The 26,422-nt window shown below is 59.7% G+C and carries 21 protein-coding genes; 8 read left to right on the top strand and 13 right to left on the bottom strand.

What is annotated here, in order from left to right:
• Window positions 1–27 precede the first annotated feature (27 nt).
• On the bottom strand, window positions 28–990 hold the full coding sequence (locus ACR3FB_RS11815; RefSeq protein ID WP_480563629.1) for a pirin family protein: 963 nt from the start codon (window positions 988–990) through the stop codon (window positions 28–30).
• Window positions 991–1,273: 283 nt separating this feature from the next.
• Between ACR3FB_RS11815 and ACR3FB_RS11820 the strand changes: the two genes are divergently transcribed.
• Together ACR3FB_RS11820 and ACR3FB_RS11825 are read left to right on the top strand one after the other, a co-directional pair.
• Window positions 1,274–1,753, top strand: coding sequence for a twin-arginine translocation pathway signal (locus ACR3FB_RS11820; protein ID WP_480563627.1), 480 nt, complete (start codon window positions 1,274–1,276; stop codon window positions 1,751–1,753).
• Window positions 1,754–1,761: 8 nt separating this feature from the next.
• Window positions 1,762–2,358: a ferric reductase-like transmembrane domain-containing protein gene (locus ACR3FB_RS11825; protein WP_480564973.1), complete on the top strand. Its 597-nt coding sequence runs from the start codon at window positions 1,762–1,764 to the stop codon at window positions 2,356–2,358.
• Here ACR3FB_RS11825 and argF read toward each other — a convergent pair.
• Together argF and ACR3FB_RS11835 are read right to left on the bottom strand one after the other, a co-directional pair.
• On the bottom strand, window positions 2,355–3,281 hold the full coding sequence (argF, locus tag ACR3FB_RS11830; protein ID WP_480563625.1) for an ornithine carbamoyltransferase: 927 nt from the start codon (window positions 3,279–3,281) through the stop codon (window positions 2,355–2,357). The two genes, ACR3FB_RS11825 and argF, sit on opposite strands and share 4 nt — an antisense overlap.
• A gap of 74 nt (window positions 3,282–3,355) precedes the next feature.
• Complete coding sequence (locus ACR3FB_RS11835; protein ID WP_480563623.1) at window positions 3,356–4,543, bottom strand: acetylornithine transaminase; 1,188 nt, start codon at window positions 4,541–4,543, stop codon at window positions 3,356–3,358.
• Between the two features lie 302 nt (window positions 4,544–4,845).
• Between ACR3FB_RS11835 and ACR3FB_RS11840 the strand changes: the two genes are divergently transcribed.
• Window positions 4,846–5,736, top strand: a complete 891-nt coding sequence (locus ACR3FB_RS11840; RefSeq protein ID WP_480563621.1) for a DMT family transporter — start codon at window positions 4,846–4,848, stop codon at window positions 5,734–5,736.
• Here ACR3FB_RS11840 and ACR3FB_RS11845 read toward each other — a convergent pair.
• Window positions 5,718–6,521 (bottom strand): ABC transporter permease, encoded by an 804-nt coding sequence (locus tag ACR3FB_RS11845; protein WP_170554600.1) that lies wholly within the window; start codon window positions 6,519–6,521, stop codon window positions 5,718–5,720. The two genes, ACR3FB_RS11840 and ACR3FB_RS11845, sit on opposite strands and share 19 nt — an antisense overlap.
• 125 nt (window positions 6,522–6,646) lie before the next feature.
• Here ACR3FB_RS11845 and ACR3FB_RS11850 point away from each other — a divergent pair, with 125 nt between their 5' ends.
• Window positions 6,647–7,222, top strand: a complete 576-nt coding sequence (locus ACR3FB_RS11850) for a GcrA family cell cycle regulator (protein ID WP_425083836.1) — start codon at window positions 6,647–6,649, stop codon at window positions 7,220–7,222.
• 227 nt (window positions 7,223–7,449) lie between these two features.
• Here the strand turns inward: ACR3FB_RS11850 and gntH are convergent, their stop codons facing one another.
• Window positions 7,450–8,652 carry a guanitoxin biosynthesis MBL fold metallo-hydrolase GntH gene (gene gntH, locus ACR3FB_RS11855; protein ID WP_480563619.1) on the bottom strand — a complete coding sequence of 401 codons (1,203 nt, stop codon included), beginning with the start codon at window positions 8,650–8,652 and terminating at the stop codon, window positions 7,450–7,452.
• A gap of 267 nt (window positions 8,653–8,919) precedes the next feature.
• A complete protein-coding gene (locus ACR3FB_RS11860) occupies window positions 8,920–9,996 on the bottom strand; it encodes a DUF2235 domain-containing protein (RefSeq protein WP_480563617.1) in 1,077 nt (358 codons plus the stop codon).
• A gap of 583 nt (window positions 9,997–10,579) precedes the next feature.
• Between ACR3FB_RS11860 and ACR3FB_RS11865 the strand changes: the two genes are divergently transcribed.
• From ACR3FB_RS11865 to ACR3FB_RS11875, 3 genes are all read left to right on the top strand, one after another.
• Window positions 10,580–13,738 (top strand): valine--tRNA ligase, encoded by a 3,159-nt coding sequence (locus ACR3FB_RS11865; protein ID WP_480563615.1) that lies wholly within the window; start codon window positions 10,580–10,582, stop codon window positions 13,736–13,738.
• A gap of 144 nt (window positions 13,739–13,882) precedes the next feature.
• Entirely contained in the window at window positions 13,883–15,046 is a 1,164-nt protein-coding gene (locus ACR3FB_RS11870; protein ID WP_480563613.1) for a benzoate/H(+) symporter BenE family transporter, read from the top strand.
• A 39-nt stretch (window positions 15,047–15,085) separates the two neighbouring features.
• The gene (locus tag ACR3FB_RS11875) at window positions 15,086–15,418 is read left to right on the top strand and encodes a DnaJ family domain-containing protein (protein ID WP_480563611.1); all 333 of its coding nucleotides are present in this window, start codon (window positions 15,086–15,088) and stop codon (window positions 15,416–15,418) included.
• On the opposite strand, the gene ACR3FB_RS11880 is transcribed toward ACR3FB_RS11875, so the two are convergent.
• On the bottom strand, window positions 15,419–16,201 hold the full coding sequence (locus tag ACR3FB_RS11880; RefSeq protein WP_170377914.1) for a crotonase/enoyl-CoA hydratase family protein: 783 nt from the start codon (window positions 16,199–16,201) through the stop codon (window positions 15,419–15,421).
• 125 nt (window positions 16,202–16,326) lie between these two features.
• On the opposite strand from ACR3FB_RS11880, the gene ACR3FB_RS11885 reads away from it, so the two are divergent.
• Window positions 16,327–17,436: a pyridoxal phosphate-dependent aminotransferase gene (locus tag ACR3FB_RS11885; protein WP_480563609.1), complete on the top strand. Its 1,110-nt coding sequence runs from the start codon at window positions 16,327–16,329 to the stop codon at window positions 17,434–17,436.
• 80 nt (window positions 17,437–17,516) lie between these two features.
• On the opposite strand, the gene ACR3FB_RS11890 is transcribed toward ACR3FB_RS11885, so the two are convergent.
• The 6 genes from ACR3FB_RS11890 to ACR3FB_RS11915 form a co-directional block, all read right to left on the bottom strand.
• Window positions 17,517–18,707, bottom strand: a complete 1,191-nt coding sequence (locus ACR3FB_RS11890) for a pyridoxal-phosphate-dependent aminotransferase family protein (RefSeq protein ID WP_480563607.1) — start codon at window positions 18,705–18,707, stop codon at window positions 17,517–17,519.
• 51 nt (window positions 18,708–18,758) lie between these two features.
• The gene (locus ACR3FB_RS11895; protein ID WP_425083844.1) at window positions 18,759–19,391 is read right to left on the bottom strand and encodes a bifunctional 4-hydroxy-2-oxoglutarate aldolase/2-dehydro-3-deoxy-phosphogluconate aldolase; all 633 of its coding nucleotides are present in this window, start codon (window positions 19,389–19,391) and stop codon (window positions 18,759–18,761) included.
• A 3-nt stretch (window positions 19,392–19,394) separates the two neighbouring features.
• The gene (gene edd / locus ACR3FB_RS11900) at window positions 19,395–21,200 is read right to left on the bottom strand and encodes a phosphogluconate dehydratase (protein WP_480563604.1); all 1,806 of its coding nucleotides are present in this window, start codon (window positions 21,198–21,200) and stop codon (window positions 19,395–19,397) included.
• Between the two features lie 2 nt (window positions 21,201–21,202).
• Entirely contained in the window at window positions 21,203–22,648 is a 1,446-nt protein-coding gene (gene zwf, locus ACR3FB_RS11905; RefSeq protein WP_480563601.1) for a glucose-6-phosphate dehydrogenase, read from the bottom strand.
• A 161-nt stretch (window positions 22,649–22,809) separates the two neighbouring features.
• Complete coding sequence (gene ptsP / locus ACR3FB_RS11910; RefSeq protein ID WP_480563598.1) at window positions 22,810–25,053, bottom strand: phosphoenolpyruvate--protein phosphotransferase; 2,244 nt, start codon at window positions 25,051–25,053, stop codon at window positions 22,810–22,812.
• Between the two features lie 46 nt (window positions 25,054–25,099).
• On the bottom strand, window positions 25,100–26,338 hold the full coding sequence (locus tag ACR3FB_RS11915) for an aspartate kinase (protein ID WP_170377908.1): 1,239 nt from the start codon (window positions 26,336–26,338) through the stop codon (window positions 25,100–25,102).
• Window positions 26,339–26,422: the final 84 nt, after the last annotated feature.

The following is a 26,422-nucleotide window of genomic DNA, read 5'->3' on the forward strand; positions in this document are numbered from 1 at the left end:
CAAGCCCAGAGCGGGGTAACGTGGCGTTCAGCGGGCCAGTCTGGGTTTGGTGCTCTCCAGTTCCGGCGAGATTGGAATGAACTCTTTATCATCGCCGGGGGGTAGGTGGAAAGCTCCGTTCGCCCAGTCCGCGTTCTTCCATTCGCGTGTTGCGTGTTCGATCTTTTCCTTCGACGAGGATACGAAATTCCACCAGATATAGCGCTCTTCGTTGAGGGTCGCGCCGCCGAGCAACATAAGCCGCGCGCCCATCGGCCCGGCCGTGACCGAGAGCTTGTCGCCCGGACGGAAAACCATCATGCGCCCTGCCTCGAATTTGTCGCCCGCAATCTCGACCGAGCCTTCGGTGACATAGACGCCCCGATCCTCATGATCGTCCGGCAGCGGGAACGAGGCACCAGAGTCCAGTTGGACATCCAGATAGAAGGTCTCGGACAGCATAGTAACCGGGCTTGTCTCACCATAGGCCGAGCCGAGGATCAGGCGGGCGCTGACGCCTTTGTCCTGGATATGGGGCAGCGCGCCTTGTTTGTGATGCTCAAAATCCGGTGCCATATCCTCATGCGCTTCAGGCAAGGCGATCCAGGTCTGGATCCCGAATAGCTTGTTTTCGCGGGCGCGCGTCTCGGCACTTGTGCGTTCAGAGTGGGTCACGCCGCGACCGGCGACCATCCAGTTGACCTCACCGGGATAGATCATTTGGTGGGTGCCCAGACTATCCCGATGTTCGAACTCGCCCTGATACAGATAGGTCACCGTCCCCAGCCCGATATGAGGATGCGGGCGGACGTCGATGCCGCCTTCGGTGATGAACTCGGCTGGACCCATCTGATCGAAGAAGATGAACGGCCCGACCAGTTGGCGTTCGACCGATGGCAGCGCCCGGCGCACTTCGAACCCGCCCAGATCGCGGGCACGCGGGATGATCAACGTCTCAAGCGCCGGGTTTTCCGTGACGCAGTCGGGGGTGTGAGTCGGGTTCCAGCTCATGCCTGATCTCCTTTGGTCGGACGGGCTAACTTTCTAACGTTCCTGAATGCACTGTAGCGCAGATTTCACGACATGTATCGCGCAACCATGCACATACTTGGTGCGGCGTCTGGTTCGTTGAAGCTCGGTGGACCATGCGCCCTCACATAGCCGTGAACATTAAATCGTCCACGCTTGGACGGCGCGCGCTCGGTTTTCCAATCAAGCGTGCTATATTTTGGGATAGGCGAACCCGGCCAGTCAGGTCGGGCTAGAATGTGGGCCACATGACAGGAGAGTTTCCATGACGCGCCTTCAGATAACCCGCCGGTCTCTTCTAGTTGCCGGCATTGGCACCCTCGCTACGGGTTTATCCGGGGGAGCGCATGCCAGCGGGCTCGCTGCGACCCCTTCGATGCGCGGTGGGTCCAACAACTATCGCCCCGGCGCGCCGATCGTCGACAGGATCGGTGGCGGAGGGTTCTGGATGACAGGCACCGTGCGGCGCGCCGGGGACGGAGCGCCCCTGCCCGGTCAACGCATCCAGATCTGGGCGCACACGACCGAAGGGCACGAGCGCGATCCTCACAGTCACGGAGCGACCTTGACCGACGCCAATGGCGAGTTTCGGCTGGAGATGCCGCAGATCGTGCCTGCCTTCGGGCAACCGCATGGCCATTTGGCCTATGACAGCGGTGAGTTTCAGACGGTGTTCTTGCGGCCTGTGATGTCCAGCGCGAAAGACAAAACGCTTGCCGCACATTTCGTGCTGCAACCTGCCTGAGCCACGTGATCCGCAGCGCTCTGATTTGGCTGGGGATTGGGGCGGCGTTGCTTGCTCCATTGATCGCGGCTGCGACCAGCCCATATCTGGCTTGGCGTGACCCCATCTACATCCTAGCAGGGTTTGCCGGGGTTCTGAGCCTGGGGTTGCTATTGCTGCAACCTCTATTGGCGGCCAGAATCTTGCCGGGACTTGCCCCAATGACCAGCCGTCGCGCGCACAGATGGGTTGGTATTGCGTTGATCGTGGCGATCTTTGTCCATGTTGGCGGCCTTTGGATTACCAGCCCTCCGGATGTGGTGGATGCGTTGCTCTTCGTCTCAGCGACCCCATTTTCCGCTTGGGGAGTGATCGCGATGTGGGCGGCTTTTTTTGCGGCGTTTCTCGGTATTTACCGACAGCGCTTGGCCTTGCGGTTTCGCGTCTGGCGGCTAACGCATACGACGCTGGCTTCTGTGACGATCATCGGAAGCGTTGTGCACGCTATGCTGATCGAGGGCACGATGGAGATCATGACCAAGACTGCCCTCTGCGTTTTGGTGCTATTGGCGAGCGGGCGGGCGCTCGCCAAGCTGCGTGTTTGGGACGTGAGGAAGCGGGCTTAGACGCCCAGACACCACCGCATCACTGCTTTCTGGGCGTGAAGGCGGTTCTCGGCCTCATCAAAGATGACCGAGTTCGGGCCGTCCATCACCTCGGAGGTCGCCTCTTCCTCGCGGTGGGCGGGCAGGCAATGCATGAACAGCGCGTCCGGCTTGGCATGGGACATCAACTCGGTATTGACCTGATACGGGCGCAGCATGTTGTGGCGACGCTCTTTCGCGGATTGGCTGTCATGCATCGAGACCCAGGTGTCGGCAACCACCAGATCTGCGCCCTCAACGGCCTTGTAAGGATCACGTTCAACGACGATTTGCGAGCCCTTCTGACGGGCAAAACCCATGAACTCTTCCTCGGGGTCAAACTGTGCCGGGCCGGTGAACGTCAGGTCAAAGCCGAACTGCCCTGCCGCGTGAAGGAACGAGGCGCAAACGTTGTTGCCGTCGCCGGTCCAGACCACTTTTTTACCCGCAATAGGGCCACGGTGTTCTTCGTAGGTCAGGATATCGGCCATGATCTGACAGGGATGGGTGCGGTCGGTCAGGCCGTTAATCACGGGCACGTCCGAGTATTCGGCCATCTCGGTCAAGACGGTCTCGTCAAAGGTGCGGATCATGATCATGTCCACATAGCGTGACAGGACACGGGCCGTGTCGGCGATGGTTTCGCCATGGCCAAGTTGCATGTCCTTGCCGGACAGGACCATGGTCTGACCGCCCATCTGACGTACGCCGACATCAAAGGACACGCGCGTCCGGGTCGAGGGTTTTTCGAAGATCAGCGCGACCATATGGTCTTTGAGCGGCTGTTCATCATCCAGCGCGGCTTTTGGCCGTCCAAGGCGGGCCTTTTTCATCGCACCCGCTTGATCAATCATGTTGCGCAGGTCGGCTGCGCCGGTTTTGTGGATATCAAGGAAATGGTTCATATCGTTTCGCTTTTGGCTGTAGTGCGTGGGGGCCAGCCCCCACACCCCCGAGGTATTTGTGAACAGAAGAAGGATCAGGCGGTGGCCAGGTTGGCTTCGATTTGCGCTGCGGCCTTGTCGAGGCGGATCATCGCCTGGGCAATATCGTCCTCGGTCAGGGTCAGTGGCGGCAGCAGGCGAATGACGTTGTCAGCTGCGGGAACCGTGATGACCTCGTTGTCATAGCCCGCATTGACGACGTCGATATTGGTTGCTTTGCACTTCAGGCCCAGCATTAGGCCGGCGCCGCGCACCTCTTCGAAAACCTCAGGGTGATCGGCGACTAGGCCTTCGAGTTTCTGGCGCAGCAAGCCAGCCTTACGGTTGACACCTTCGAGAAAGGCAGGCGTGGCGACCTGGTCGATCACGGCGCAGCCCACCGCGCAGCCTAGCGGGTTCCCCCCGTAGGTCGAGCCATGGGTGCCTGCGGTCATGCCGCTGGCGGCCTCTTCCGTGGCCAGCACCGCGCCCAGAGGGAAGCCTCCGCCGATGCCTTTGGCGACCATCATGATATCGGGCGTGATACCCGCCCATTCGTGGGCAAAGAGCTTACCGGTCCGGCCCACGCCACACTGGACTTCATCGAGGATCAGCAGAAGGCCGTTTTCGTCACAGATCTGACGCAGGGCTTTGAGTTCGGCGTCGTGAACGGGGCGGATGCCGCCTTCGCCTTGAACCGGCTCGATCATGATTGCCGCTGTTTTTTCGGAAATCGCGTTTGTGACGCCATCGAGATCTCCGAACGTGAGATGCACGAAGCCCGGCAGCAAGGGGCCGAAGCCTTTGGTCATCTTCTCCGACCCGGCGGCAGCGATACCAGCCGAGGAGCGGCCGTGGAATGAGCCATCGAAGGTGATGATCTCGACCTTCTCGGGTTGACCTTTGTCATAAAAATACTTGCGGGCCATTTTCACAGCCAGTTCGCAGGACTCGGTGCCCGAGTTGGTGAAAAACACCGTGTCGGCGAAGGTATGCTCCACCAGCTTGTCGGCCAGCGCCTGCTGCTGCGGAATGTGGTAAAGGTTCGAGACATGCCACAGCGCATGCGCCTGCTCGGTCAGCGCGTTCACAAGCGCTGGATGCGCGTGGCCCAGCGCGTTCACCGCGATGCCCGCTCCGAGGTCCAGAAAACGTCGGCCATCCGCCTCGGTCAGCCAGGCGCCTTCGCCCTTCACGAAAGTCAGGGGCGCACGGTTATAGGTCGGCAGAACGGACGGGATCATCGGATCATCCTTTTAAGATAGCTTAAGCCCTGTGAGTGATACACCGGGGCCATGGTCGTCAACTGATTTGGTGGAGAATGCGCGGATTTGGACAGCGCAAATAGATCAAACGGGCCGGTTACGCGGTCAGGCGTCGGCGTCGGAGGCGCAGGATATGTGCGGTTTTGATCATGGCGGCTCGTATAGCGAGGTTCGATCTGTCTGGGAAGACCAATAATTGGAAAGCCCTGAATTTTCATAATGAGATGAGAAGCCGCCATTTCACGCTTGCTATTTCAATTCGGGTGGCGCACCGCTTGGCCATGACGCCTACACCTCAGAATCCGCCCCTTGCGGCCCTTTTGATCTTTGCCGCCAGCGCCCTGCTGGCAGGTACAACATTGCTGGCCAAAGCGTTGGGGACAGACACGCTTGGCCCTGCGCTGCATCCGATGCAGATCAGCCACGGGCGGTTTCTGTTTGCCTTTGTGGTGATCGTGACCGCCACAGTTGTTCTGCGCCCGGCGCTGAGGCGCCCTCATTGGGGGCTGCATATCGGCCGCACCAGTTTCGGATGGCTGGGGATCACGCTGATGTTTGCATCCGTCGCTTATATCCCGATCGCGGACGCCACGGCGATTTCCTTCCTGAACCCGGTTTTTGCGATGGTTCTGGCCATCCCGCTGCTAAAAGAAGGTGTCGGCCCTTGGCGTTGGCTGGCCGCAGCGGTGGCTTTGACCGGGGCACTGATTCTCTTGCGCCCGACGCCTGCCAGTTTCCAACCAGCCGCCTTATTGGCCCTGACGGCGGCCGCGGTGATCGGGATGGAGCTGATTTTCATCAAAAAACTCTCAGGTCGCGAGATGCCGATCCAGATTCTGTTGGTGAACAACGGATTGGGTCTATCCATCGCCTCGGTCGCGGTGATTGCAGTATGGCAGGCGCCGACCCCTGCACAATGGGCAGCTTTGGCCGGAATCGGGGGGTTGATGGCCTGCGCGCAGGCCTGTTTCGTCAACGGAATGGCCCGCGCCGATGCCTCGTTCGTTGCGCCCATCAGCTATGCCACATTGATCTTCGCGGCGTTCTACGACTTTGTGATCTTTAACGTGATCCCGGATCGGATCAGCATCATCGGCTCATCCATCATTCTGACAGGCGCGCTGATTCTGGTCTGGCGCGAAACCATTCACCGTCAGGCCTTGAGCCGGTAGCCTGTGCGCAACATCTGCCAGGTCACGGCACCAACGAACAGCGTCGCCCCGGTGCACACTGCCATCCCAAGCCAAGGTGAGCTGTCGGACACTCCGATCATCCCATAGCGCAGACCATCGATCAGATAGAAAACCGGGTTCAAGTGGCTGAGCTTGTTCAGCACAGGTGGCAGCGCCTCGACCGAGTAGAAGGTCCCCGACAGGAAGGCCAAAGGCGTGACGATGAAGTTGGTGATCGCGGCCATCTGGTCGAATTTATTGGCAAAAATACCGGCGAATAGGCCCAAGGCGCCCATGAAAGCACCGCCCAAGATGACGAATATCAGGGTGATGAACAGGTTCTGCGGCGCAATCGATAGAAACACCAGAAACGCGAGGGCCACGACACAGGCGATCAGAACGCCGCGCGCGATGCCGCCTGCAAGATAGCCCAGTAAGATCTCCAGAGGGGACAGCGGCGGCATCAGGGTATCCACGATGTTCCCCTGCACTTTCGAGATCACCATCGAAGACGAGGTATTGGCGAAAGCATTCTGGATCACCGTCATCATCATGATACCAGGCGCCAAAAAGATCAGGAACGGAACACCCATCACGTCAGGCCGGCTTGGGCCGATGGCTATGGTGAAGATCAACAGGAACAATCCAGCCGTCACCAGCGGGGCCAGTAAGGTCTGGGTCCACACCGCCATAAAGCGCAGGGTTTCGCGTTTGGCCAGCGTGTAGAGGCCCATCCAATTGACCGCGCCAAACCGGCGCGCGTCCTGATCCATAAGATTCTGCATGAGAGCCTCTTAGCTGATTCGAAGACCGCTTGTAACTCGGCCCGCAGTGATTAGAATAGGGCGCTGAAATGAATTCCCAAGGCGGCCCGAATCCGGGGCCGCTTTCCGCTTTTGAAAGGCAACCGATGTCCTGGACTGACGAGCGCGTAGAACTGCTGAAGAAAATGTGGGGCGAGGGCCAGTCGGCCAGCCAGATCGCCAAGGAACTGGGCGGCGTGACCCGCAACGCGGTGATCGGCAAGGTCCACCGTCTGGGCCTGTCCAACCGCGCAACCGGAGCAACGCCCCCCAAGGCTGAGCCAAAAGAAAAACCGGCACCCGCGCCCAAGGCCGAGGCGAAACCAAAGCCCGCCCCCAAGACCGAACCCGCGCGTCCGGCCCCTGCCCCGGCAGCGGAGACGAAGCCCGCGGTTCCCGCCCGTCGTCAGATTATCCCGGCGGGTCAACCTCTGCCGCCGCAACCTTCGGCGAATGAGATCAGCCCCGAGGCGTTGGCCAAGGTCAACGAGGTTGAGAAGAAAGCCAAAAAGCTGACGCTGATGGAGCTGACCGAAAAGACCTGCAAATGGCCCGTCGGCGACCCCGCGACCGAGGATTTCTGGTTCTGCGGCCTGCCGGTTGAAGCGGGCAAGCCCTACTGCGAGGCGCATGTCGGCGTGGCATTCCAACCCATGAGCTCGCGCCGCGACCGCCGTCGGTGATTTGGAACGCCAGAACCATAATTCTATTCTAGGATGTGGAAAGGGTGCGGAGTTTCTCCGAGCCTCGTTTCGGAAGTGTTGCGAAGTCAAAACAACCCTATGCGTATCAGGCGCTTTCAAAAACACCCTCGCAACTTTCTGCAAAGGTGTTTTAGATTGGGGCGTCGGATGTGCGGACAAAGCCGACCTCAGAACTTCCAATTCTATGGGGTGCTCCGACGCCTTTTTCACTCTTGGAAGGGAATGCTTGTATAAGCTCCGACTTCGTCATTTCCTGTGCGTTCGTTGAATGCCCTGATCATTTCGTTTGTAGCTTCAGCTGCTCCGATATCCATGCTCTCGAGATCAAATTCGGAGAACGGGAACTCTGCAGCTGAGTCAGGCGGTTGCTTGGGCATTTGTACTGGTGCCGGGAAAGACTCTTCATTGGGCACTCCTTGACGAGTACGAATACTATCTTTGGTTACATTCCAGGTCATGAAATCAGCCGCCAAGTCCAATGGCCCATCATATGTTTCTCGGATTGCTGAATAGACGGCCAGCGCAATGTCATGATCATTTTGGAAGTGGTAGCAAACCGCCAATCTTGGTTCCGTTTCGGACATAATCTTGCCGAATGCTTGCGCGGAAGTGTGCCCTTGAGAACCAACAAAAATTGCTTCGGAAGGGGCAAAACCATATTTCTCGATCATGAAATCTGGAGGGGTAAAGCATTCATGAATTGCAAGGTCCGCACCTACCGCATGCTCTCTCCACCATCGCGTAGGTAGCGTGTCGGATGAAAAAGCAAACTTCAGACCGTTCCATTCAAGTAGAAAACTAACTGATTGTTCACCATGTATGGCTGGCAGGGTTCTGACCTGAACGCCGTTTTCGTCAAAAATGACGTTATTTACGATTTTCCAATCGAATTCGTTAACCTCAAGTTGCAGCCCTCTGGGGTCGACCGCCGCCCCACGAGTCGCTTCTTCCCATGCCCACATTTTCTTCATGTGATCTGCCCAAGACTTTGTTCCCCACTCAGGCTTGATGCCTTCGGGCCCCCAAAGGCGAACAGGCGTTAGACGGTTGTTTACGGGACCGGTGAAGTAAAAGGCTGGAAAATCGCCAGCATGATCTAGGTGCAGGTGACCCAAGAAGACTTTATCCAGCTGATCCAGTGGAATCCCAAGCGCCATGATCCTTTCATAGGATCCCTCTCCCATATCGAAGATAAACTTTTCGCCATTTCCCAATTCAACTAAGAAACATGCCGCAGCTTGTTTCAGACGCGGCTGAGGCATACCGGTGCCACAGGCGACAACTCGCATTTCGTCAGGACCCAGAGCCTCGGTTCCTGGATAATAAACAGTTTGGTTAGGAAACGGTTCCGTCCTAGACCACTCGGTTGGATCATTACTTTGCGCGCCTAAAGTATTCGCCGAGGCCAAAAAAAACTAAGATATTAACGCCAAAATACAGTTTCTGTTTTGGGCGGAAAAAGCCATTGCAATTGCCTCCGATTAGGACCACCGGGAATTTTCAATAGTTTGAAGCCGACTCATAATAAGATTGCAGATTTTGAATGCGTCTGGCAAGGCTTCAAGAAATCGGCGGATTTAGGGTAGGGCTTTCATTAAATTTCGGTTGCTGCATTGGGCTCGAACCTGACATTGAGATGGCGGTGATCTTGGAGCCGCGGGCACATGATCGGCATTTTACTGCGCCGGATGGGATGGTAGGTCTGGTTCAGGTTGCCACCCAGGCACATCCTCCGGCGCGACCGAGGCGTGGAGGTGTTCGGACTGGTCCTTGCCCACTATCCGTCTTTTGCGCAGAAGAAAAATCTTGCCCCACCCGCGCCACGTCCCAACCGAAGCCCCCTGAACATTGGTCGGAAAACGCGCGCGCCATCCCTCCGGCAGCGGCAGCCCATGCCGCTCGGCCTTGTCCAGCATCCAGATGAGAGAGATGTTGCTGAGGGCGCGTGCTTCTTCATAGCCGTTCAACTGACCACCCACATCGCCATGGGTGCCCCGAAACCAAACCTGTTCGACATGACCTTTGAACTCGGGCGTGCATTTCCACAAGACAGGCTCATAGACCTCGCGGGTCTCGTTCAGGGCCATCGCGTGATATCCGTGGCGGATCGCCCGGCCCAGTTGATGATTGTGGAACGCGTGCTTTTCCTCGGCCCAACGCCAAAGCAGCGGCAGGCGCAGACCCAGCGCTTTGACCGTGTCCCACACCCCGACCATCTCAATCGCCACACCCTCATGGCAAAATTTGCGGCGGAAATCGCGGGCCGCCGTGCCACTCGGGTTGCATTCATAGTGGCGGTAGGCCTGTTTGATGTTCCGCTCGGTCGCGTGTTCCGCCTTCAGCAGGCCGATCATGTCGATCACGCCCGCAAGGCTACGAACACCGTAGGCCCCACGCGAATACCCTATGAAGTAAATCCGGTCTCCGGGTTTGTAACGCGAGGCCAGATAGCCATAGGCCCGACGGATCTGCCGATTGATCCCCCGCCCCATCATCACGTCCAGTGAAGACTTCCAGCTTTCCCACTGGACGCCCGCCTCATAAAACACGGAAACCTGAGGCCCCATTTCCTGACACAGGCGAAACGTCTGCCCGGCATGGGTCTCAAAGCCGGGTTCCAGCGTCGACATTGTTCCGTCCAGAATGACAACATGGCTGATCGGCTCACGGTGCAGCGCCTCGGCGGAATGCTCTGAGCGTAAGGGCCGCCCGAGCCATCCAAGTAGCTTTCTGCTTAACCGTGACAGAATCATATCTCAGCCACTCCTGTACTCTGCGAGGGTGCGTCTCAACATCGCGCCGCCCTGGCCTTCAAGGTGCATCGGCAACTGACGCCTATGCGCCCATATCCCGCCACCGCTCAACCGCCAGCCCATCACTTGCCCGCGTGTCGGTAGAGGCGAGATACACTCAAGGATGGGTATCATCCGCATGCCGGACAAGAGATCCAACGAAACCGTGAGACCTTGAAGTATAGTCGCAAGCCTAAGCGGGCACTTGGGCATCATCATGACTAACGCGTTCAGCATGCGTGACCTCATCGTTACAGCCACCATATGTCTGAATATATTTCGAAAGCTCAAACGCATTGCAAAATTCCCGAAACCGTCTGACGACAGATCACGAAATGAGCAGTGAAGCCGCAACTTACCGGGTCGCACCGTCTCGTGACTGCCCATTACAAGTGTAGCTGAACAACCCAGCGGCCGTCTGTGGCGTGGTTCACTATCCCGGCGGGCCGAATGCCTTGTGGATTTGAGCGCAAAGCCTTCCCCTTTTGCCATCCATTCGCTATTGCACGCACTAACCCAAGATTGATGACGCAGGACGCACCCCATGGCGATGGAAAAGACATTCAACGCGGCCGAGGCCGAGGCCCGCATCTACGAGGCCTGGGAACAGGCCGGAGCCTTCAAGGCAGGCGCGAACAAATCGCGTGACGAGAGCTTTACCATCATGATCCCGCCGCCCAACGTGACAGGTGCTTTGCACGTGGGCCACGCGTTCAACAACACGCTGCAGGACATCCTTATCCGTTGGCACCGGATGCGTGGCTTCGACACTCTCTGGCAACCCGGCCAGGACCACGCGGGCATCGCCACGCAGATGCAGGTTGAAAAGATGCTTGCCGCCACGCAGCAGCCGGGTCGGCGCGAACTGGGTCGCGAGAAATTCCTTGAGAAAGTTTGGGAGTGGAAAGGCGAATACGGTGGCACGATCATCGAGCAACTGAAGCGCCTCGGCTCCTCCTGCGACTGGTCGCGCAACGCGTTTACTATGGCGGGTGCGGCAGGCGATCCGCGCACTGGCCATGAGAACTCGGCCAATTTCCACGATGCCGTGATCAAGGTTTTCGTCGACATGTACGAAAAGGGCCTGATCTATCGCGGCAAGCGCTTAGTCAACTGGGACCCGCATTTTGAAACCGCGATCTCGGACCTCGAAGTCGAGAATATCGAAGTCGCGGGCCACATGTGGCACTTCAAATACCCGCTGGCCGGGGGCGAGACCTACACCTATGTCGAGAAAGACGAGGACGGGAATATCGTGCTCGAGGAAGAGCGCGACTATATCTCAATCGCCACGACCCGACCCGAGACCATGCTGGGCGACGGCGCGGTTGCAGTTCATCCCTCGGATGAGCGCTATGCGCCCATCGTCGGCAAGCTCTGCGAAATCCCGGTTGGTCCGAAAGAACATCGCCGTCAGATCCCGATCATCACCGATGAGTATCCGGACCCCGATTTCGGCTCGGGCGCGGTGAAGATCACTGGCGCGCATGACTTCAACGACAATATGGTCGCCAAGCGCGGCGGCATCCCGATGTACCGCCTGATGGACACCAAAGGCGCGATGCGGGCCGATGGTGCGCCTTACGCGGAAGAAGCGGACAAGGCGCAGGAATACGCGCGCGGACGTGAGTTCACCGAGAACGAAATCGACGCGATCAACCTGATCCCCGACCACCTGCGCGGCCTCGACCGGTTCGAAGCGCGCGCGAAGGTGGTTGAAGAGATCACAGCCGACGGTCTAGCCGTAATGACCCGCGCGGATGATCCGCGTCTGGGTTCAACCGCTCTGAAGCCCGATCATGAAGGCGCGGACAAACTGGTCCCGCTGGTCGAGAACAAACCGATCATGCAACCGTTTGGCGACCGCTCTAAAGTCGTCATCGAGCCGATGTTTACTGACCAGTGGTTTGTCGACGCGGCCAAAGTCGTCGGCCCCGCGCTGGATGCGGTCAAGGACGGTACAGTCAAGATCATCCCCGAGTCGGGCGAGAAAACCTATTACCACTGGCTGGAAAACATCGAGCCCTGGTGCATTTCGCGCCAGCTGTGGTGGGGGCATCAGATTCCGGTTTGGTATGGCCTCGATCTCTCGGCTGAGAACTTCAAGGACGACGAAAACGACGGCGACCTTGATCTGGTCGAATTGGGCCGTTTGCTGAACGAAGGCGGCATGTTGCACCGTGGCAATGTCATGGAATGTGCTGCGAGCCTTGAAGCTGTCACCGAGAAATTCCTCGATGACAACGCAAACATCCCCAGCCCGCTGAGCCATGCGACGGTTGTCGAAGTCGCCGACAAGCAGGAAGCGATCCATCAGTTCGCTGAAAGCCTTGCTCAATACGCGGTCGATCAAGACCCGACCAAGCTGGTCTACCCGGTTTGGCGCGATCCGGACGTGCTCGACACTTGGTTCTCCTCCGGCCTCTGGCCCATCGGTACGCTAGGCTGGCCTGAACAGACCGAAGAACTGGAGCGCTACTTCCCGACGGACGTTCTGGTTACCGGTTTCGACATCCTGTTCTTCTGGGTCGCCCGGATGATGATGATGCAACTGGCCGTCGTCGATCAGATCCCGTTCCACACCGTCTACCTGCACCAGCTCGTCCGTGACGAGAAGGGCAAGAAGATGTCCAAGACCACCGGCAACGTCATTGACCCGCTGGAGATCGTGGACGAATTCGGCGCCGACGCGCTGCGCTTTACCAACGCCTCGATGGCGGCGATTGGCGGCGTGCTGAAACTTTCCCGCGAACGCATCACCGGCTACCGGAACTTTGGCACCAAGCTGTGGAACGCCGTCCGCTTTGCTGAGATGAACGAGGTCTTCACAGACGCCGTCCCGCAACTGGACGTGGCCGAACTGAAGCCCAAGGCGGCCGTGAACCGCTGGATCATCGGCGAAACCGCCCGCGTGCGGGAAGAGGTCGACGCTGCGCTAGAAAGCTATCGTTTCAACGATGCTGCGAATGGGCTTTATGCCTTTGTCTGGGGCAAAGTCTGCGATTGGTATGTGGAGCTGTCAAAACCGCTGCTGCAAGGCGACACCGAGGCCCAGGCCGAGACCCGCGCCACCATGCGCTGGGTTTTGGATCAGTGCATGGTCCTGCTGCACCCGATCATGCCCTTCATCACCGAAGAGCTTTGGGCGCTGACCGGCACGCGGCCCAAGATGGTTGTCCACGCCAACTGGCCGACCTACGCCGCTGCCGACTTGATCGACGCCGACGCGGATCGCGAAATGAACTGGGTGATCTCGGTGATCGAAAACACCCGCTCGGCCCGCGCGCAGATGCGAGTTCCTGCTGGTCTCTACGTGCCGATGCTGGTGACCGAGATCGACAATCACGGCCAAGCCGCATGGGACCGCAACGAAGCCTTGATCAAGCGCCTGGCGCGGATCGATAGTCTGACCAAGGCCGACGAGCTGCCAAAAGGCACGATCTCGATTGCCGCTCCGGGCGCGAGCTTCGGCCTGCCGCTGGCCGATATCATCGACATCGGCGCCGAAAAGGAACGGTTGGAGAAAGCCAAGGGCAAACTGGCCAAGGAACTCGGCGGTCTGCGCGGACGCCTGAACAACCCCAAATTCGTGGCCTCGGCCCCGGAGGAGGTGGTTGAGGAAGCCAAAGCAAACCTCACTGCGCGCGAAGAAGAAGAGGCCAAGCTGAACGAAGCTCTCGCTCGTCTGGCCGAACTCGCCTGATCTCCTTTTCGTTCCAAATAGGGATATCTAAACCTCACCACCCGAGCCGGTGGTGAGGTTTTTTCTTTACCTTCAGAGCTTTCCCCTTGTTCGCGCCAGCCTGCGCTTGTTAGCACTTCGGAGCAACAACCCTCCGAGGCCCCTATGGCACGACCTTTCCCTCCGATGCAGACCGTCTCAACCGGACTGGTAGTCGCCATTGTCGGGTTCTTCAGTTCGTTTCCCATCGTGCTGCAAGGGCTGGCTGCAATGGGCGCAACAGCTGCCCAAGCAGCCTCAGGCCTGATGAGTGCTGCAATTGCAATGGGGCTGGCGGCGATTGTTCTCAGCCTGCGTTACCGGCAACCAATCAGCGTGGCCTGGTCTACCCCCGGAGCGGCGTTGCTGGCGGTTTCAGCCACCCCAGTCGCAGGCTTCTCAGGCGCAATTGGAGCCTTCCTCTGCGCCGGAGCCTTGACGATTTTGGCCGGGCTTTGGAAACCCCTGGGACGTCTGGCCGCTGCGATCCCGACCACTCTGGCACAGGCAATGCTCGGCGGAGTGCTGTTGCCACTGTGCATTGTGCCGTTCAAAGCAGCTGTTGAGCTACCCTGGCAGGCCCTGCCCGTGATCCTGACATGGTTCATCGCTGGACGTCTTAACCGGCTGTTTGCTGTTCCGGCAGCCGTCGTCGCAGCAGCGCTGGTGGTTGTGTTCAGCGCCGATGGTGCATCCGTCCGGCCCGAGGCTTATCTGGCCGCGCCTGTCTGGACGATGCCCTCATTCTCACTTGCGTCAGCTATCGGCATCGGCCTGCCGCTGTTCGTCGTCACAATGGCAACCCAAAACATCCCCGGCATCGCCGTGATGCGCAGCTTTGGCTACACACCCGCACCTGGCAAGCTGTTCTCCTCCGTCGGCGGGGCAAGTATGTTGTCGGCCCCATTTGGAGCTCCCGCCACCTGTCTGGCGGCCATCACTGCCGCGATGTGTTCGAACGAAGACAGCCACCCGGACCGTAGTTTGCGCTATTGGTCGGCAGTCATGGCGGGCGTTTTCTACTGCGTCTTCGGTATCTTCGCCGTGGCGATCACCGGCTTTGCCGCCCATGCCGACCCGCTTCTGATGGGTACGCTGACTGGCGTGGCCCTGATTGGCGTTATGGCCAACGCCACCTTCGCAGCACTGGAATTACCCGCTGAACGCGAAGCCGCGATCCTGACCTTCGCCATCACCGCCTCTGGGATCACGGTGTTCGGTCTGGGCGCTGCGGTCTGGGGCTTGATGGCTGGGGGCGTCGCCTACATCTTGACCACCAAACTGCGATGATCCCTTTCTCCCCACGCCTGAAAAAGTTATCCTGCGCCCATGTTCGGATCACTTGGAAAACTGGTTGAACGCCAGATCAAGAAGGCCCAGGCTGAAGGTCAATTGCAGGGTCTTGAGGGCGAAGGTGCGCCTCTGCCTGATCGCTCTGGCGAAGCGCAAAGCGATCCCGCCATTTCGGCCGGTCATCGGATCATGGCGCAAGCCGGGGTACTGCCCGAGGAGTTCGGCATCAAAAAACAGTTGGACGAGGCCCGCAAGGAATATGCCGGACTGACCGATCCCGAGGCCCGCAAAGCCACGATGTCTAAGATCGCCGATCTCGAAATGCGCTACAACATGGCCCGAGACGCGCGGCGTGCCTTCATGCGGTGATCACTTGAACTCGGGCTTTCGGCCCTGCATCTGTGCCATCACAACCTCCATCTGGTCAGGCTTTCCAATCAGATCCACCTGTTCCGAGGACTCGGCCAGCAACACATCGGCGCGCGGATTGGTTTCGGCAAAGTCTATGAGGCGCTTAGCGGCGCGGATGGCTGAGGGGCTTTGCGAGGCGATGTTTTCAGCCAATGCAAGTGCTTCGGTCTGTGGATCATCGGACAGCTTGGTGACCAGGCCCCACTCGGCCGCCTGTGCAGCCCCAATGGGACGCGCGGTATAGGTCAGCAGCCTCAAAACATCCGAGCGGACCAATTTCGGAAGCAGAACCATGCCCCCCATATCGGGAATGATACCCCATTTCATCTCCATCACCGCTAGCTTCGCCTCGGGGTGGGCGATGCGGATATCCGCGCCCAGAGCGATCTGCAGGCCGCCCCCATAAGCCGCTCCTTGGATAGCGCAGATGACAGGAACGGGGATGCGCCGCCAGATCAGGGCCAGTTCCTGCATCTCGTTGGCGTCTTCATGGCTGCGGGTCATCAGCCATTCGGTCGGGTCCATATGGGCCATTTTCGCGAAACTCGCCATGTCGAGACCGGCGCAGAAGCTTTTGCCCTCACCCGAGAGGACCACGGCGCGGGCGTCTGAGGCCGCAACCTCTTGCCCAGCGGCCAGCAGCGCCTTGATCATCGCCTCGTCCAGAGCATTCATCTTGTCGCCGCGCGTCAGCGTGACATGAGCGATGTGATCCTTGTACTCGACAGATACGCGCGCCATTCCGGACCTCCTTGTTTTGCAGTCTTAGTAAGACTGCCCCGAATGCGAGTGCAGTTCCACCGCGACGTTGAGGCATGTCGAGGCTCGGGCTTGCAGCAACCCGCACGGTGGGCTTATCTGCGCCTATGACCAAACCTCGCTACACATCGCTCGCCCAATCCCTGCCCGCAACCGTCCCGTTTGTGGGGCCGGAAACGCAGGAGCGCCAACGCGGTGCCCCCTTCAAGGCACGGCTTGGTGCGAATGAAAGCGTGTTTGGCCCCTCGCCTCGAGCAATTGAAGCGATGCAACGGGCCGCCAGTGAGATCTGGATGTATGGTGATCCCGAGAATCACGATCTGCGCCATGCGTTGGCTGCGCATCACAGAGTTACCCCCGAAAATATCGTGGTGGGCGAAGGCATTGACGGGCTGTTGGGCTACTTGGTGCGACTATTGATCGGGCCGGGCGATGCGGTGGTGACTTCAGACGGGGCCTATCCCACATTCAACTACCATGTGGCGGGCTTTGGAGGCGTTTTGCACAAGGTTCCCTATCGCGACGATCACGAAGACCCTGCCGCTTTGTTTGCCAAGGCCGCAGAGGTGGATGCCAAGCTGGTCTATCTGGCAAACCCCGACAATCCGATGGGAAGCTGGCGTTCGGGCGCCGATATCGTGGTCGCGATGGAGGCTCTGCCCTCAGGATGCCTGCTGGTTCTGGACGAGGCCTATGTCGAATGTGCGCCTGACGGCACTGCTGCGCCTGTTGTCGCCGATGATCCCCGTGTGATCCGGATGCGGACGTTCTCCAAGGTGTACGGGATGGCAGGCGCGCGGGTGGGCTATGCCATCGGTGCCCCCGAATTGATTGCGGCGTTCAACAAGGTACGCAACCATTTCGGCATGAACCGGGCTGCGCAAGCCGGCGCGCTGGCGGCACTTGAGGATGGCGACTGGCTGTCAGAGGTGCAGGCCCGGATCACTGAAGCTCGGGATCGTATCGGACGCATTGCGCAGGCCAACGGTTTGATCCCGTTGCCTTCGGCCACGAATTTCGTTGCGATTGACTGCGGGCGTGACGGGGTGTTTGCGAAGGCTGTTCTGGACTCGCTGGTCGAACAGGGTGTGTTTGTGCGGATGCCATTTGCGGCGCCGCAGAACCGCTGCATCCGGGTGAGTTGTGGTGCAGAGGCAGAGATGGCGGCTTTTGAAGCGGCCCTGCCTTTGGCCTTGGCGCAAGCTCGCGCGGTATAGGGGGGCTGTCTGCCCCCCATCGCGCCAAGGCGCGATTCCCCCCGAGGATATTTTCGGCCAGATGAAGGGGCGGATTGGCGCTATATGGCCAATGTCGCGGCGGCTGCTTCCAGCGCGCCTTGGCCGCGGGGGATATCAAGTGCCGCCATGGCGGTTTCCATGCCACCCAGCATCGCCATGATCATCTGCGCGTTGACGTGCCCCATATGGCCCAGACGGAAGCAACCGTCCCAGTCCTCCATCCCCAAGCCGATGCCGAGCGTCAGGCCAAGCTGGTTTTCGGTGTAGTTGCGCAGCGGTGTGCCGCGCCCCTCGGTCAGGCGTAGGGCGGTGACCGCGTGGCTGCGATGGGTCGGGTCGGTGACGTTGAAATGAAGCGCTCCGCCTTGCGCCCAGACATCACAGGCGGCCCAGATAGCCTTGGCGAGGCGTTCGTGCCGGGCCCAGACGTTTTCAAGACCCTCGCCATGGATCAAGTCCAGCGCAGCTCGCAGGCCGTAGAGGTGATGGGTGGGCGCGGTGCCGTTGAAATACTGATAGAACAGCTCGGGGTTGGCGCGCGGTTGCCAGTCCCAATATTGCGAAACACGGGGCATTGCAGCGCGTTTCGCCTGCGATTTGTCGTTGAAGAAGACAAAGCCGGTGCCCGCCGGGGTCATCAGGCCCTTCTGGCAGGCTGTCACGGTGACATCGACTCCCCAAGCGTCCATCTCGAACCGGTCGCAACCCATTGAGGCGATACAGTCGGCCATTAGCAACGCTGGGTGGTTCAAGTCATCCAGCAGGGCGCGCAGGGCTGGAATGTCATTTCGGATCGAGGTGGAGGTATCCACGTGGACGGCAAGCACAGCTTTGATTTTGTGCTCATTGTCGGCGTTCAGAGCCTCGGCGATACGGTCGAGATCCCAGGGTGAAGACAAGCCGAAGTCTATCAGGTCGATCTTTGCGCCGATCCCCTCAGCCATCTCGGCCCAGCCATGGGTAAAACGACCCGAGGCTGGGGCCAGAACGGTTTCTCCGGGGGCGATCACATTCGAAAGCGCGGCCTCCCACGTGCCGTGGCCGTTGGCGATATAGATGGCGACGTTGTGCTGGGTTCCGGCCACGCGCTTCAGGTCCTGCGTCAGCGCGGGCATCATCTCGATCAACGCGCCATCGTAGATATTGGGCGAAGGGCGATGCATGGCCTGCAACACCGCGTCGGGCATAACCGAAGGGCCCGGAATGGCCAGATACTCGCGCCCATGCACGAGGGAGGTTTGGTTTGTCATGAGGGTAACCTGCTTAACTTGTGGCCTACCCTAGCGTTTCGCCTTGCGGCGTCAATCCGTCAGGTGGGTCGCCTCACGCGCAAGCGCTTCGATCCCGGACCAGTCGCCCTCTTGAACCATCTGCTTTGGCGCGACCCAGCTTCCACCGGCGCAGACCACGTTGGACAGCGAAAGGTAGTCGCGGGCATTTGAGGGCGATACTCCGCCTGTGGGGCAGAAGGTGATCTGCGGCAGAGGTGCCCCTATCGCTTTGAGGGCCGGCGCACCGCCCGAGGCCTCGGCAGGGAAAAATTTCAGCATGTCATAGCCCTTTTCTAGCAGGGCCATGGCCTCACTCGCGGTAGCCGCGCCAGGTAGAAGGGGCAGGCCTTCAGCTTCACAGGCGGCGATCAGGGTATCGGTTGCGCCGGGTGAGACGCCAAACTGCGCGCCAGCTTCCTTGGCGGCGCGGACGTCTTCGGGGGTGACCAGCGTGCCTGCGCCCACGACGCCTCCGGGCACAGCGGCCATGGCGCGGATCACGTCCAGCGCGGCAGGGGTGCGCAGGGTGACTTCGAGCGCAGGAAGACCACCTGCGACCAGCGCCTCGGCCAAGGGGCGGGCGTGGGCGGCGTCATCCACGACCAGTACCGGAACGATTGGGGCCAGCGCGCAGATCTCGCGGGTGCGTTGGGTTTTGGACATGGGTTAAACTCCGAAAATACTGGCACCTGTGTCGGCGGACCCGACATTCTGGCGGAACGAGCCGAAGAGGTCGCGACCAACGCCGTGCTGGTTGGCAGACAGATCAGCAGTCGCTGGGCTGCGGTCGAGGACGCCAGGGGTGAGGATTTCCAGCTCACCCTTTACGGCATCGACGCGCAGCAGATCACCGTCTTGCAGATAGCCGATGGCACCACCGTCCAGCGCCTCGGGGCAGACATGGATGGCGGCGGGAACCTTGCCCGACGCACCAGACATGCGGCCATCGGTGACCAGAGCGACTTTTTGGCCTCTGCCCTGAAGGATCGATAGTATTGGCGTCAGCGAATGCAGTTCGGGCATACCGTTAGCCTTCGGACCCTGGAACCGAACAACGACGATGACATCATCGGTGAATTCTCCGGCCTTGAAGGCGGCTTTGACATCGTTCTGGTCGTGAAACACACGGACGGGCGCTTCGACCACTTGGTGTTCGGGGGCCACGGCCGAGACCTTCATGACGCCCGTGCCCAGATTTCCGGTCAGGCGCGAGAGGCCACCGGTGGGCTGGAACGGGTCCTTGGCCGGACGTACGATCTTTTCATTCAGGCTGTGACCCGCACCATCTTCCCAGACCAACTCGCCTTCTTTCAGCTTGGGTTCCTTGGTATAGTTGTGAAGCCCCTGCCCCGCGACAGTTAGCGTGTCGGGGTGTAACAGCCCGTCGTCCAATAGTGTGCTGATGGTAAAGCCCAAGCCCCCGGCGGCGTGGAAGTGGTTCACATCGGCCAGGCCGTTTGGATAGACCCGCGCGACCAGAGGAACCACGGCGGAGATGTCGGAAAAATCCTCCCAATCCAGAACGATACCACCCGCGCGCGCCATGGCGATCAGGTGGATCAGCAGGTTGGTCGAGCCGCCTGTGGCCATCAGGCCAACGATACCATTGACGAAGGCGCGTTCATCAAGGATCTGACAAACCGGCGTGTAGTGATTGCCCAACGCGCTGAGAGACAGGGCGCGGCGCGCGCCTTCCTCGGTCAACGCATCGCGCAGAGGCGTGTTGGGATTGACGAAGCTGGAGCCCGGCAGGTGCAGGCCCATGAACTCCATCAGCATTTGGTTGGTGTTCGCGGTGCCGTAGAAGGTACAGGTACCGGGGCCGTGATAGGCGGCCATTTCAGCCTTCATCAAGGCGTCGCGACCTACTTCTCCGGCAGCGAATTGCTGGCGGACCTTGGCTTTTTCATCGTTGGGCAAACCGCTGGTCATCGGACCAGCCGGCAGGAAGACAGCCGGCAGATGGCCAAAGGCCTGCGCGCCGATGACCAGGCCGGGCACGATCTTGTCGCAGACCCCCAGAAACACCGCCGCGTCATAGGTGTTGTGGCTGAGAGCCACGCCCGTCGCCAGTGCAATGACATCGCGCGAAAACAGAGACAATTCCATCCCCGCCTCACCTTGGGTTACGCCGTCGCACATGGCGGGAACCCCGCCTGCGACCTGCGCTGTGCCGCCTGCCGCGCGGATCGCTTGGCGGATCAACTCGGGATACCGCTCGAACGGTTGGTGGGCCGAGAGCATATCGTTATAGGCGGTGACGATACCAAGGTTTCCAGCCGTCCCGGTTGCCATCGAGTTCTGATCCTCGCCCGCACCGGCATAGGCATGCGCCTGACCGCTACAGGACAGATGCGCACGGGCGGGGCCTTTGGATTTGGCCTGTTCCATCCGCTCAAGATGCGGGCCGCGCAGGTCGGCGCTGCGTTCAATGATGCGTTTAGTGACGTCCGAAATAACTGTATTGACCATGATTACCCTCCGATCTGACGCCAGCGGCGTCCATCGCGATGCATCAGCATCAATGCTTCTTCGGGCCCTGAACTGCCCTGATCGTATTTTGCGGGCTTGTCGCCACGCTCTTCCCAGCCACGAATGATGGGATCAACCCAGGCCCAGGCGGCCTCGGCTTCATCGCCGCGCATGAACAGGGTTTGGTCGCCGCGGATCACATCCATGATGAGGCGTTCATAGGCGTCGGGCGATTGCGCGGCATCGCCCAGCGCATCGGCAAAGCTCATATCGAGCGCGACGTCGGACAGACGGAACCCGCCCTGCCCCGGTTCCTTGATCGTAGTGCGCAGAGTGATGCCCTCGTCCGGCTGCAGACGGATCACCAGCACATTGCCGTGCAGAGGCCCCACATTGGGAAAAATCGTATGCGGCGGGTCGCGGAAGAACACCGCAATTTCGGACTCGCGCGCCCTTAGGCGTTTGCCGGTGCGCAGGTAGAAGGGCACACCCGCCCAGCGCCAGTTACCGATATGCGCCTTCAAAGCTATGAAACTTTCGGTGCGGCTGGCGGGATCGCCGACATGATCGAGATAACCGTCGCCGCCCTTATCTGTGCGATACTGACCACGCGCGATATCCTTCGGCTCGACAGGTTCGAGCGCTTCGATCACCTTAACCTTTTCATCGCGCACCGCGTTAGGCGCGAATTTCGAGGGCGGCTCCATCGCGGTCAGACAGAGAAGCTGCACCAGATGGTTCTGGATCATATCCCGCATCGCGCCGGATTGGTCGTAGTAAGCACCGCGCCCCTCGACACCGACAGTCTCGGCCACGGTGATTTGCACGTGATCGACATGGGTCGCGTTCCACAGCGGCTCGAAAAGGGAATTGGCAAAGCGCAGCGCCATCAGGTTCTGCACGGTTTCCTTGCCCAGATAATGGTCGATCCGGTAGATTTGATGCTCTTCGAAACAGGCGCGTAGCCCCTCGTTTAGCGCCTTGGCCGAGGCCAGATCGTGGCCGAAGGGTTTTTCTACCACGATCCGGCTTTCGGGTGTGGCAAGCCCGTGATCATTCAGACGCTGCGCAATCCCCGAGAACAAGCTGGGCCCGACAGATAGATAGAAAGCCCGCACCACATCCGAGCGCAAGGCTTTGGCCAGATCGGACCAGCCCGCATCGCCCAGCGCATCCACCGGCACATAGTCAACGTGGGTCAGGAAGCGATCCAGAGTGTCCTTGTCGTAGCTCGGCGCGAACTTGTCCATCGACGCGCGCAACTGGTCACGAAACCCGTCACTTTCCATGTCGGATCGGGCGGTCCCGATGATCCGCGCGCCTTCCGGCATCTGACCCATTTCAAACCGGTGATACAGCCCCGGCAAGATCTTGCGCTGTGCCAGATCGCCCGTCGCGCCAAACAGCACGAGGTCGAACGGGTCTACCGGGATGACGCGTGAAACCATGATCAGCTTCCTTTTATGCTTCCTGCCTCAAGAAGCAGAACCTCAGTCGCGATGGGGGTCGCTGGTGCGGCCCTGAATGTTATCGCTAACATTTCCACGGTTGGATACGGAACCTTGAAATAAAAATCAAGCCCGGAATCCCCAATAGGCCGACTGATGGGTCACGATTGCGACCGCAACCACTCCATTACCGCCGGGCGCACGGATTGCTCACCACGATGACGCGCATCCGCGATGATCTTGCGGACTTCCTGCAGGTTCGATCTCAGCAAAAGGCTTTTGACCGGTCCGATCGAAGCCGGACGCATGGACAAGGTGCGGATACCCATCGCCGCAAGACACAGCGCCTCAACCGGGCGACCGGCATCTTCGCCACAGAAACTCAGCGGTGTATCCGAGATACTGCAGCGTTCCACGATCCGCTCAATGAAGCTGAGGAAACTGACGTTCAACGTGTCATATCGGCGGCGCACCAGCTCGTTTTCACGGTCGGCGGCAAAGAAGAACTGTTTCAGGTCGTTGCCACCGATCGAGATGAAATCCACCTCGTCAAAGAACTTTTGCGGTGAGAACGCCAGCGACGGCGTTTCCAGCATCGCCCCCACTTCGAGCGTTTCCGGCAGGATATGGCCAAGACGCTTTTCACGCTCGATGGTTTTGTTGACCTCCCATCGGGCCTCGCGGAACTCCTCGGCCTGCGCAACGAAGGGGAACATGATGGTCAGTGGGCGGCCATTGGCGGCGCGCAACAGGGCCTGCAGCTGCATCCGCATTACGCCGCGCTTGTCCAGACCAACACGGATCGCACGCCAGCCCAGCGCAGGGTTCGGTTCGGCCACGTGCTTCATGTAGGGCAGAACCTTGTCCGACCCGATATCGAGGGTCCGGAACACAACGCGTTTTTCTCCGGCCGCGTCCAGAACCCGCTGGTATTGGGTCACCAGCTCAGACCGTTTCGGCATCTGGTTACGGATCAGGAATTGCAGCTCGGTCCGGAACAAACCAACCCCTTCCGCGCCCGAGTTCCCGAGCGAGGGCAGATCGGCCATCAGGCCTGCGTTCATCGCCATGTTGATCCGCGCGCCATCCTGCGTAACCGTTGGCGTCTCCCGGATCGAGGCATAGCGTTCCTGCGCCTTGGCCTGCATCGCGATCTTGTCGCGAAACGCGCTGACCACCGAGTCTTCGGGACGCAGATGGACAACGCCGTTATCCCCATCGACCAGAATGTGGTCGCCATTCAGAGCCTCGGTCGTGATCCGCCCGACATGCACGACCAAAGGGATCGCCAATGCGCGGGCAACAATCGTGGCGTGGCTGCCGACCGAGCCCTCCTCGAGCACGATCCCCTTCAGGGACCGGCCATATTCCAAAAGGTCTCCGGGGCCGATGTTGCGGGCGATGAGGATCGGATCAGGTGGTAGATCGGCACTGTCGGTCTTGCCCTGACCCGTCAGGATACGCAGCAAGCGATTGCTGAGGTCATCCAGATCCGCTAGCCGTTCCCGCAAATAGGGATCGGTCACCTGCCCCATACGGGCGCGTGCTTGCGACTGCTCTTTCTCCACCGCGGCCTCGGCGCTGAGACCGAGGGCGATGTCTTCCTCCATCCTCCGCATCCAGCCCTTGGAATTGGCGAACATACGGTAAGCTTCCAGAACTTTTAGTTGCTCTTTGTCACCGTTCTGTGAGATTTCGAGCATCTTGTCGACGCCGACACGCAGCTCCTCGACCGCCTCATTCAACCGCTCGCTTTCGCGGTGCGGGTCTTCGGCAATCGGGTTGGTCACGACAACGCGCGGCTCGTGCAGCCAGACATGCCCTTCGGCAGACCCTTCCTGCGCCGGACCGCCGGTCAATTGCACAGATTGCTGGTGCAAGGGAGACAGGGCCGCGCCTTCACCGACAAAGGCACCCAGTTCGGCCATCTCAGCCAGAACCATCGCCACCACTTCCAGCGCATAGATCTCATCGGCGGAGAATTCACGCGCGTCACGGGACTGCACCACCAGAACGCCCAGTTTCTGACCGAGCCGCTGTACCGGCACGCCGAGGAATGAGGAAAAACGCTCTTCGCCCGTTTCCGGCATGAACCGGAACCCTTTGGCTGCGGGCGCATCCGCCGTATTCACGACCTTGCCAGATTTGGCCACGCGGCCCACAAGACCTTCGCCCAGACGCATCCGGGTCTGGTGAACCGCCTCGGGCGAGAGACCTTCAGTCGCGCAAAGCTCAAGGGTTTCTTCGTCACGGAACAGATAGATCGAGCAGACCTCGCAGCGAATGCTGTCCGCAATCAGCTGCGTGATGCGGTCGAGACGCTCCTGACCGGCCGCCTCGCTCGCCATTTCCTCGCGCAGCCGAACCAGCAGCTTGCGGGATTCTGTTTCCGTACCGTCCGCCATGGCCCAACCCAATTAGTGCGTCAGGCGAAACCTTTGGCCGATGAGCTTAGGCCGCCTTGTCCAGTTCAAAGGCATCATGCAGTGCCTGAACAGCAAGTTCCATGTATTTCCTGTCGACAAGGACGGAAATTTTGATCTCGGAGGTTGTAATGACCTTGATGTTGATCCCCTCATCCGAGAGAACCTTGAACATCTTGGCCGCAACACCCGATTGCGAGCGCATGCCGATGCCCACAACCGAAACCTTGCAGACGTCTTCGTCGGCCACCAGCTCGGCATAGTTCAGCTCACCCGCATCCTTGATCGCCAGCAGCGCTTTTTCGGCGCGCGCAACCTGATCGGTTGGGCACGAGAAGGTCATATCCGTGCGCCCCTCATCCGAGATGTTCTGGACGATCATATCCACATTCACGCCCTCATCGCTGAGCGCGGTGAAGATGATCGAGGCGATGCCGGGGCGGTCGGCCACGGAAACGACGGTCATCTTGGCTTCGTCACGGGAATAGGCCACACCGGCCACAACATTGGATTCCATGATATCCTCCTCGTCGCAGACCAGCGTACCGGCCTCGTCGGATTGTTCTTCGAAACTTGAAAGAACGCGCAGTTTCACCTTATAGCGCATCGCCAGCTCGACCGAGCGGGTTTGCAGCACTTTCGCGCCTAGCGACGCCAGTTCGAGCATTTCCTCGAACGAAATCCGATCCAGCTTGCGTGCCTTTTCGCAGATACGCGGGTCGGTCGTGTAGACGCCATCGACATCAGTGTAGATATCACAGCGCTCGGCCTCGAACGCGGCAGCAAAGGCCACAGCAGTCGTGTCCGAACCGCCACGGCCCAGCGTCGTGATCCGGCCTTCGGGGCTGATGCCCTGGAAACCGGCAACCACGGCCACTCTCATGCCTTCGCCGAACTTTTGGTTCAGGTTGTCCGTCGGAATTTCCTCGATCCGGGCCGAGGAATGTGCACCATTGGTCAGTAGAGGCACTTGCCAGCCCTGCCAGCTGCGCGCCGGAATTTCCATCTCCTGCAACGTCAGCGCCATCAGACCTGCGGTGACGTTTTCGCCCGATGACACCACAGCATCGTATTCGCGGGCGTCGAACAGTGGCGAGGTCTCGTTCACCCACCCCACCAATTCGTTGGTTTTGCCGGACATGGCCGAAACGATGACGATGACGTCATAGCCCTTTGCCACCTCAACGCCGATACGTTTCGCCGCGCGGCGGATGCGGTCAAGATTGGCAACCGATGTGCCACCGAATTTCATCACGAGTACGGGCATGGGGGCAAGTGTCTCCGCGCCTTGGATTTAAAGTCCCGAGCCTCATATGCGAGGGGGACACCAAGAGCAAGGGGCGCTGCATAA

The sequence above is a fragment of the Ruegeria sp. AO1 genome (genome assembly GCF_056535985.1).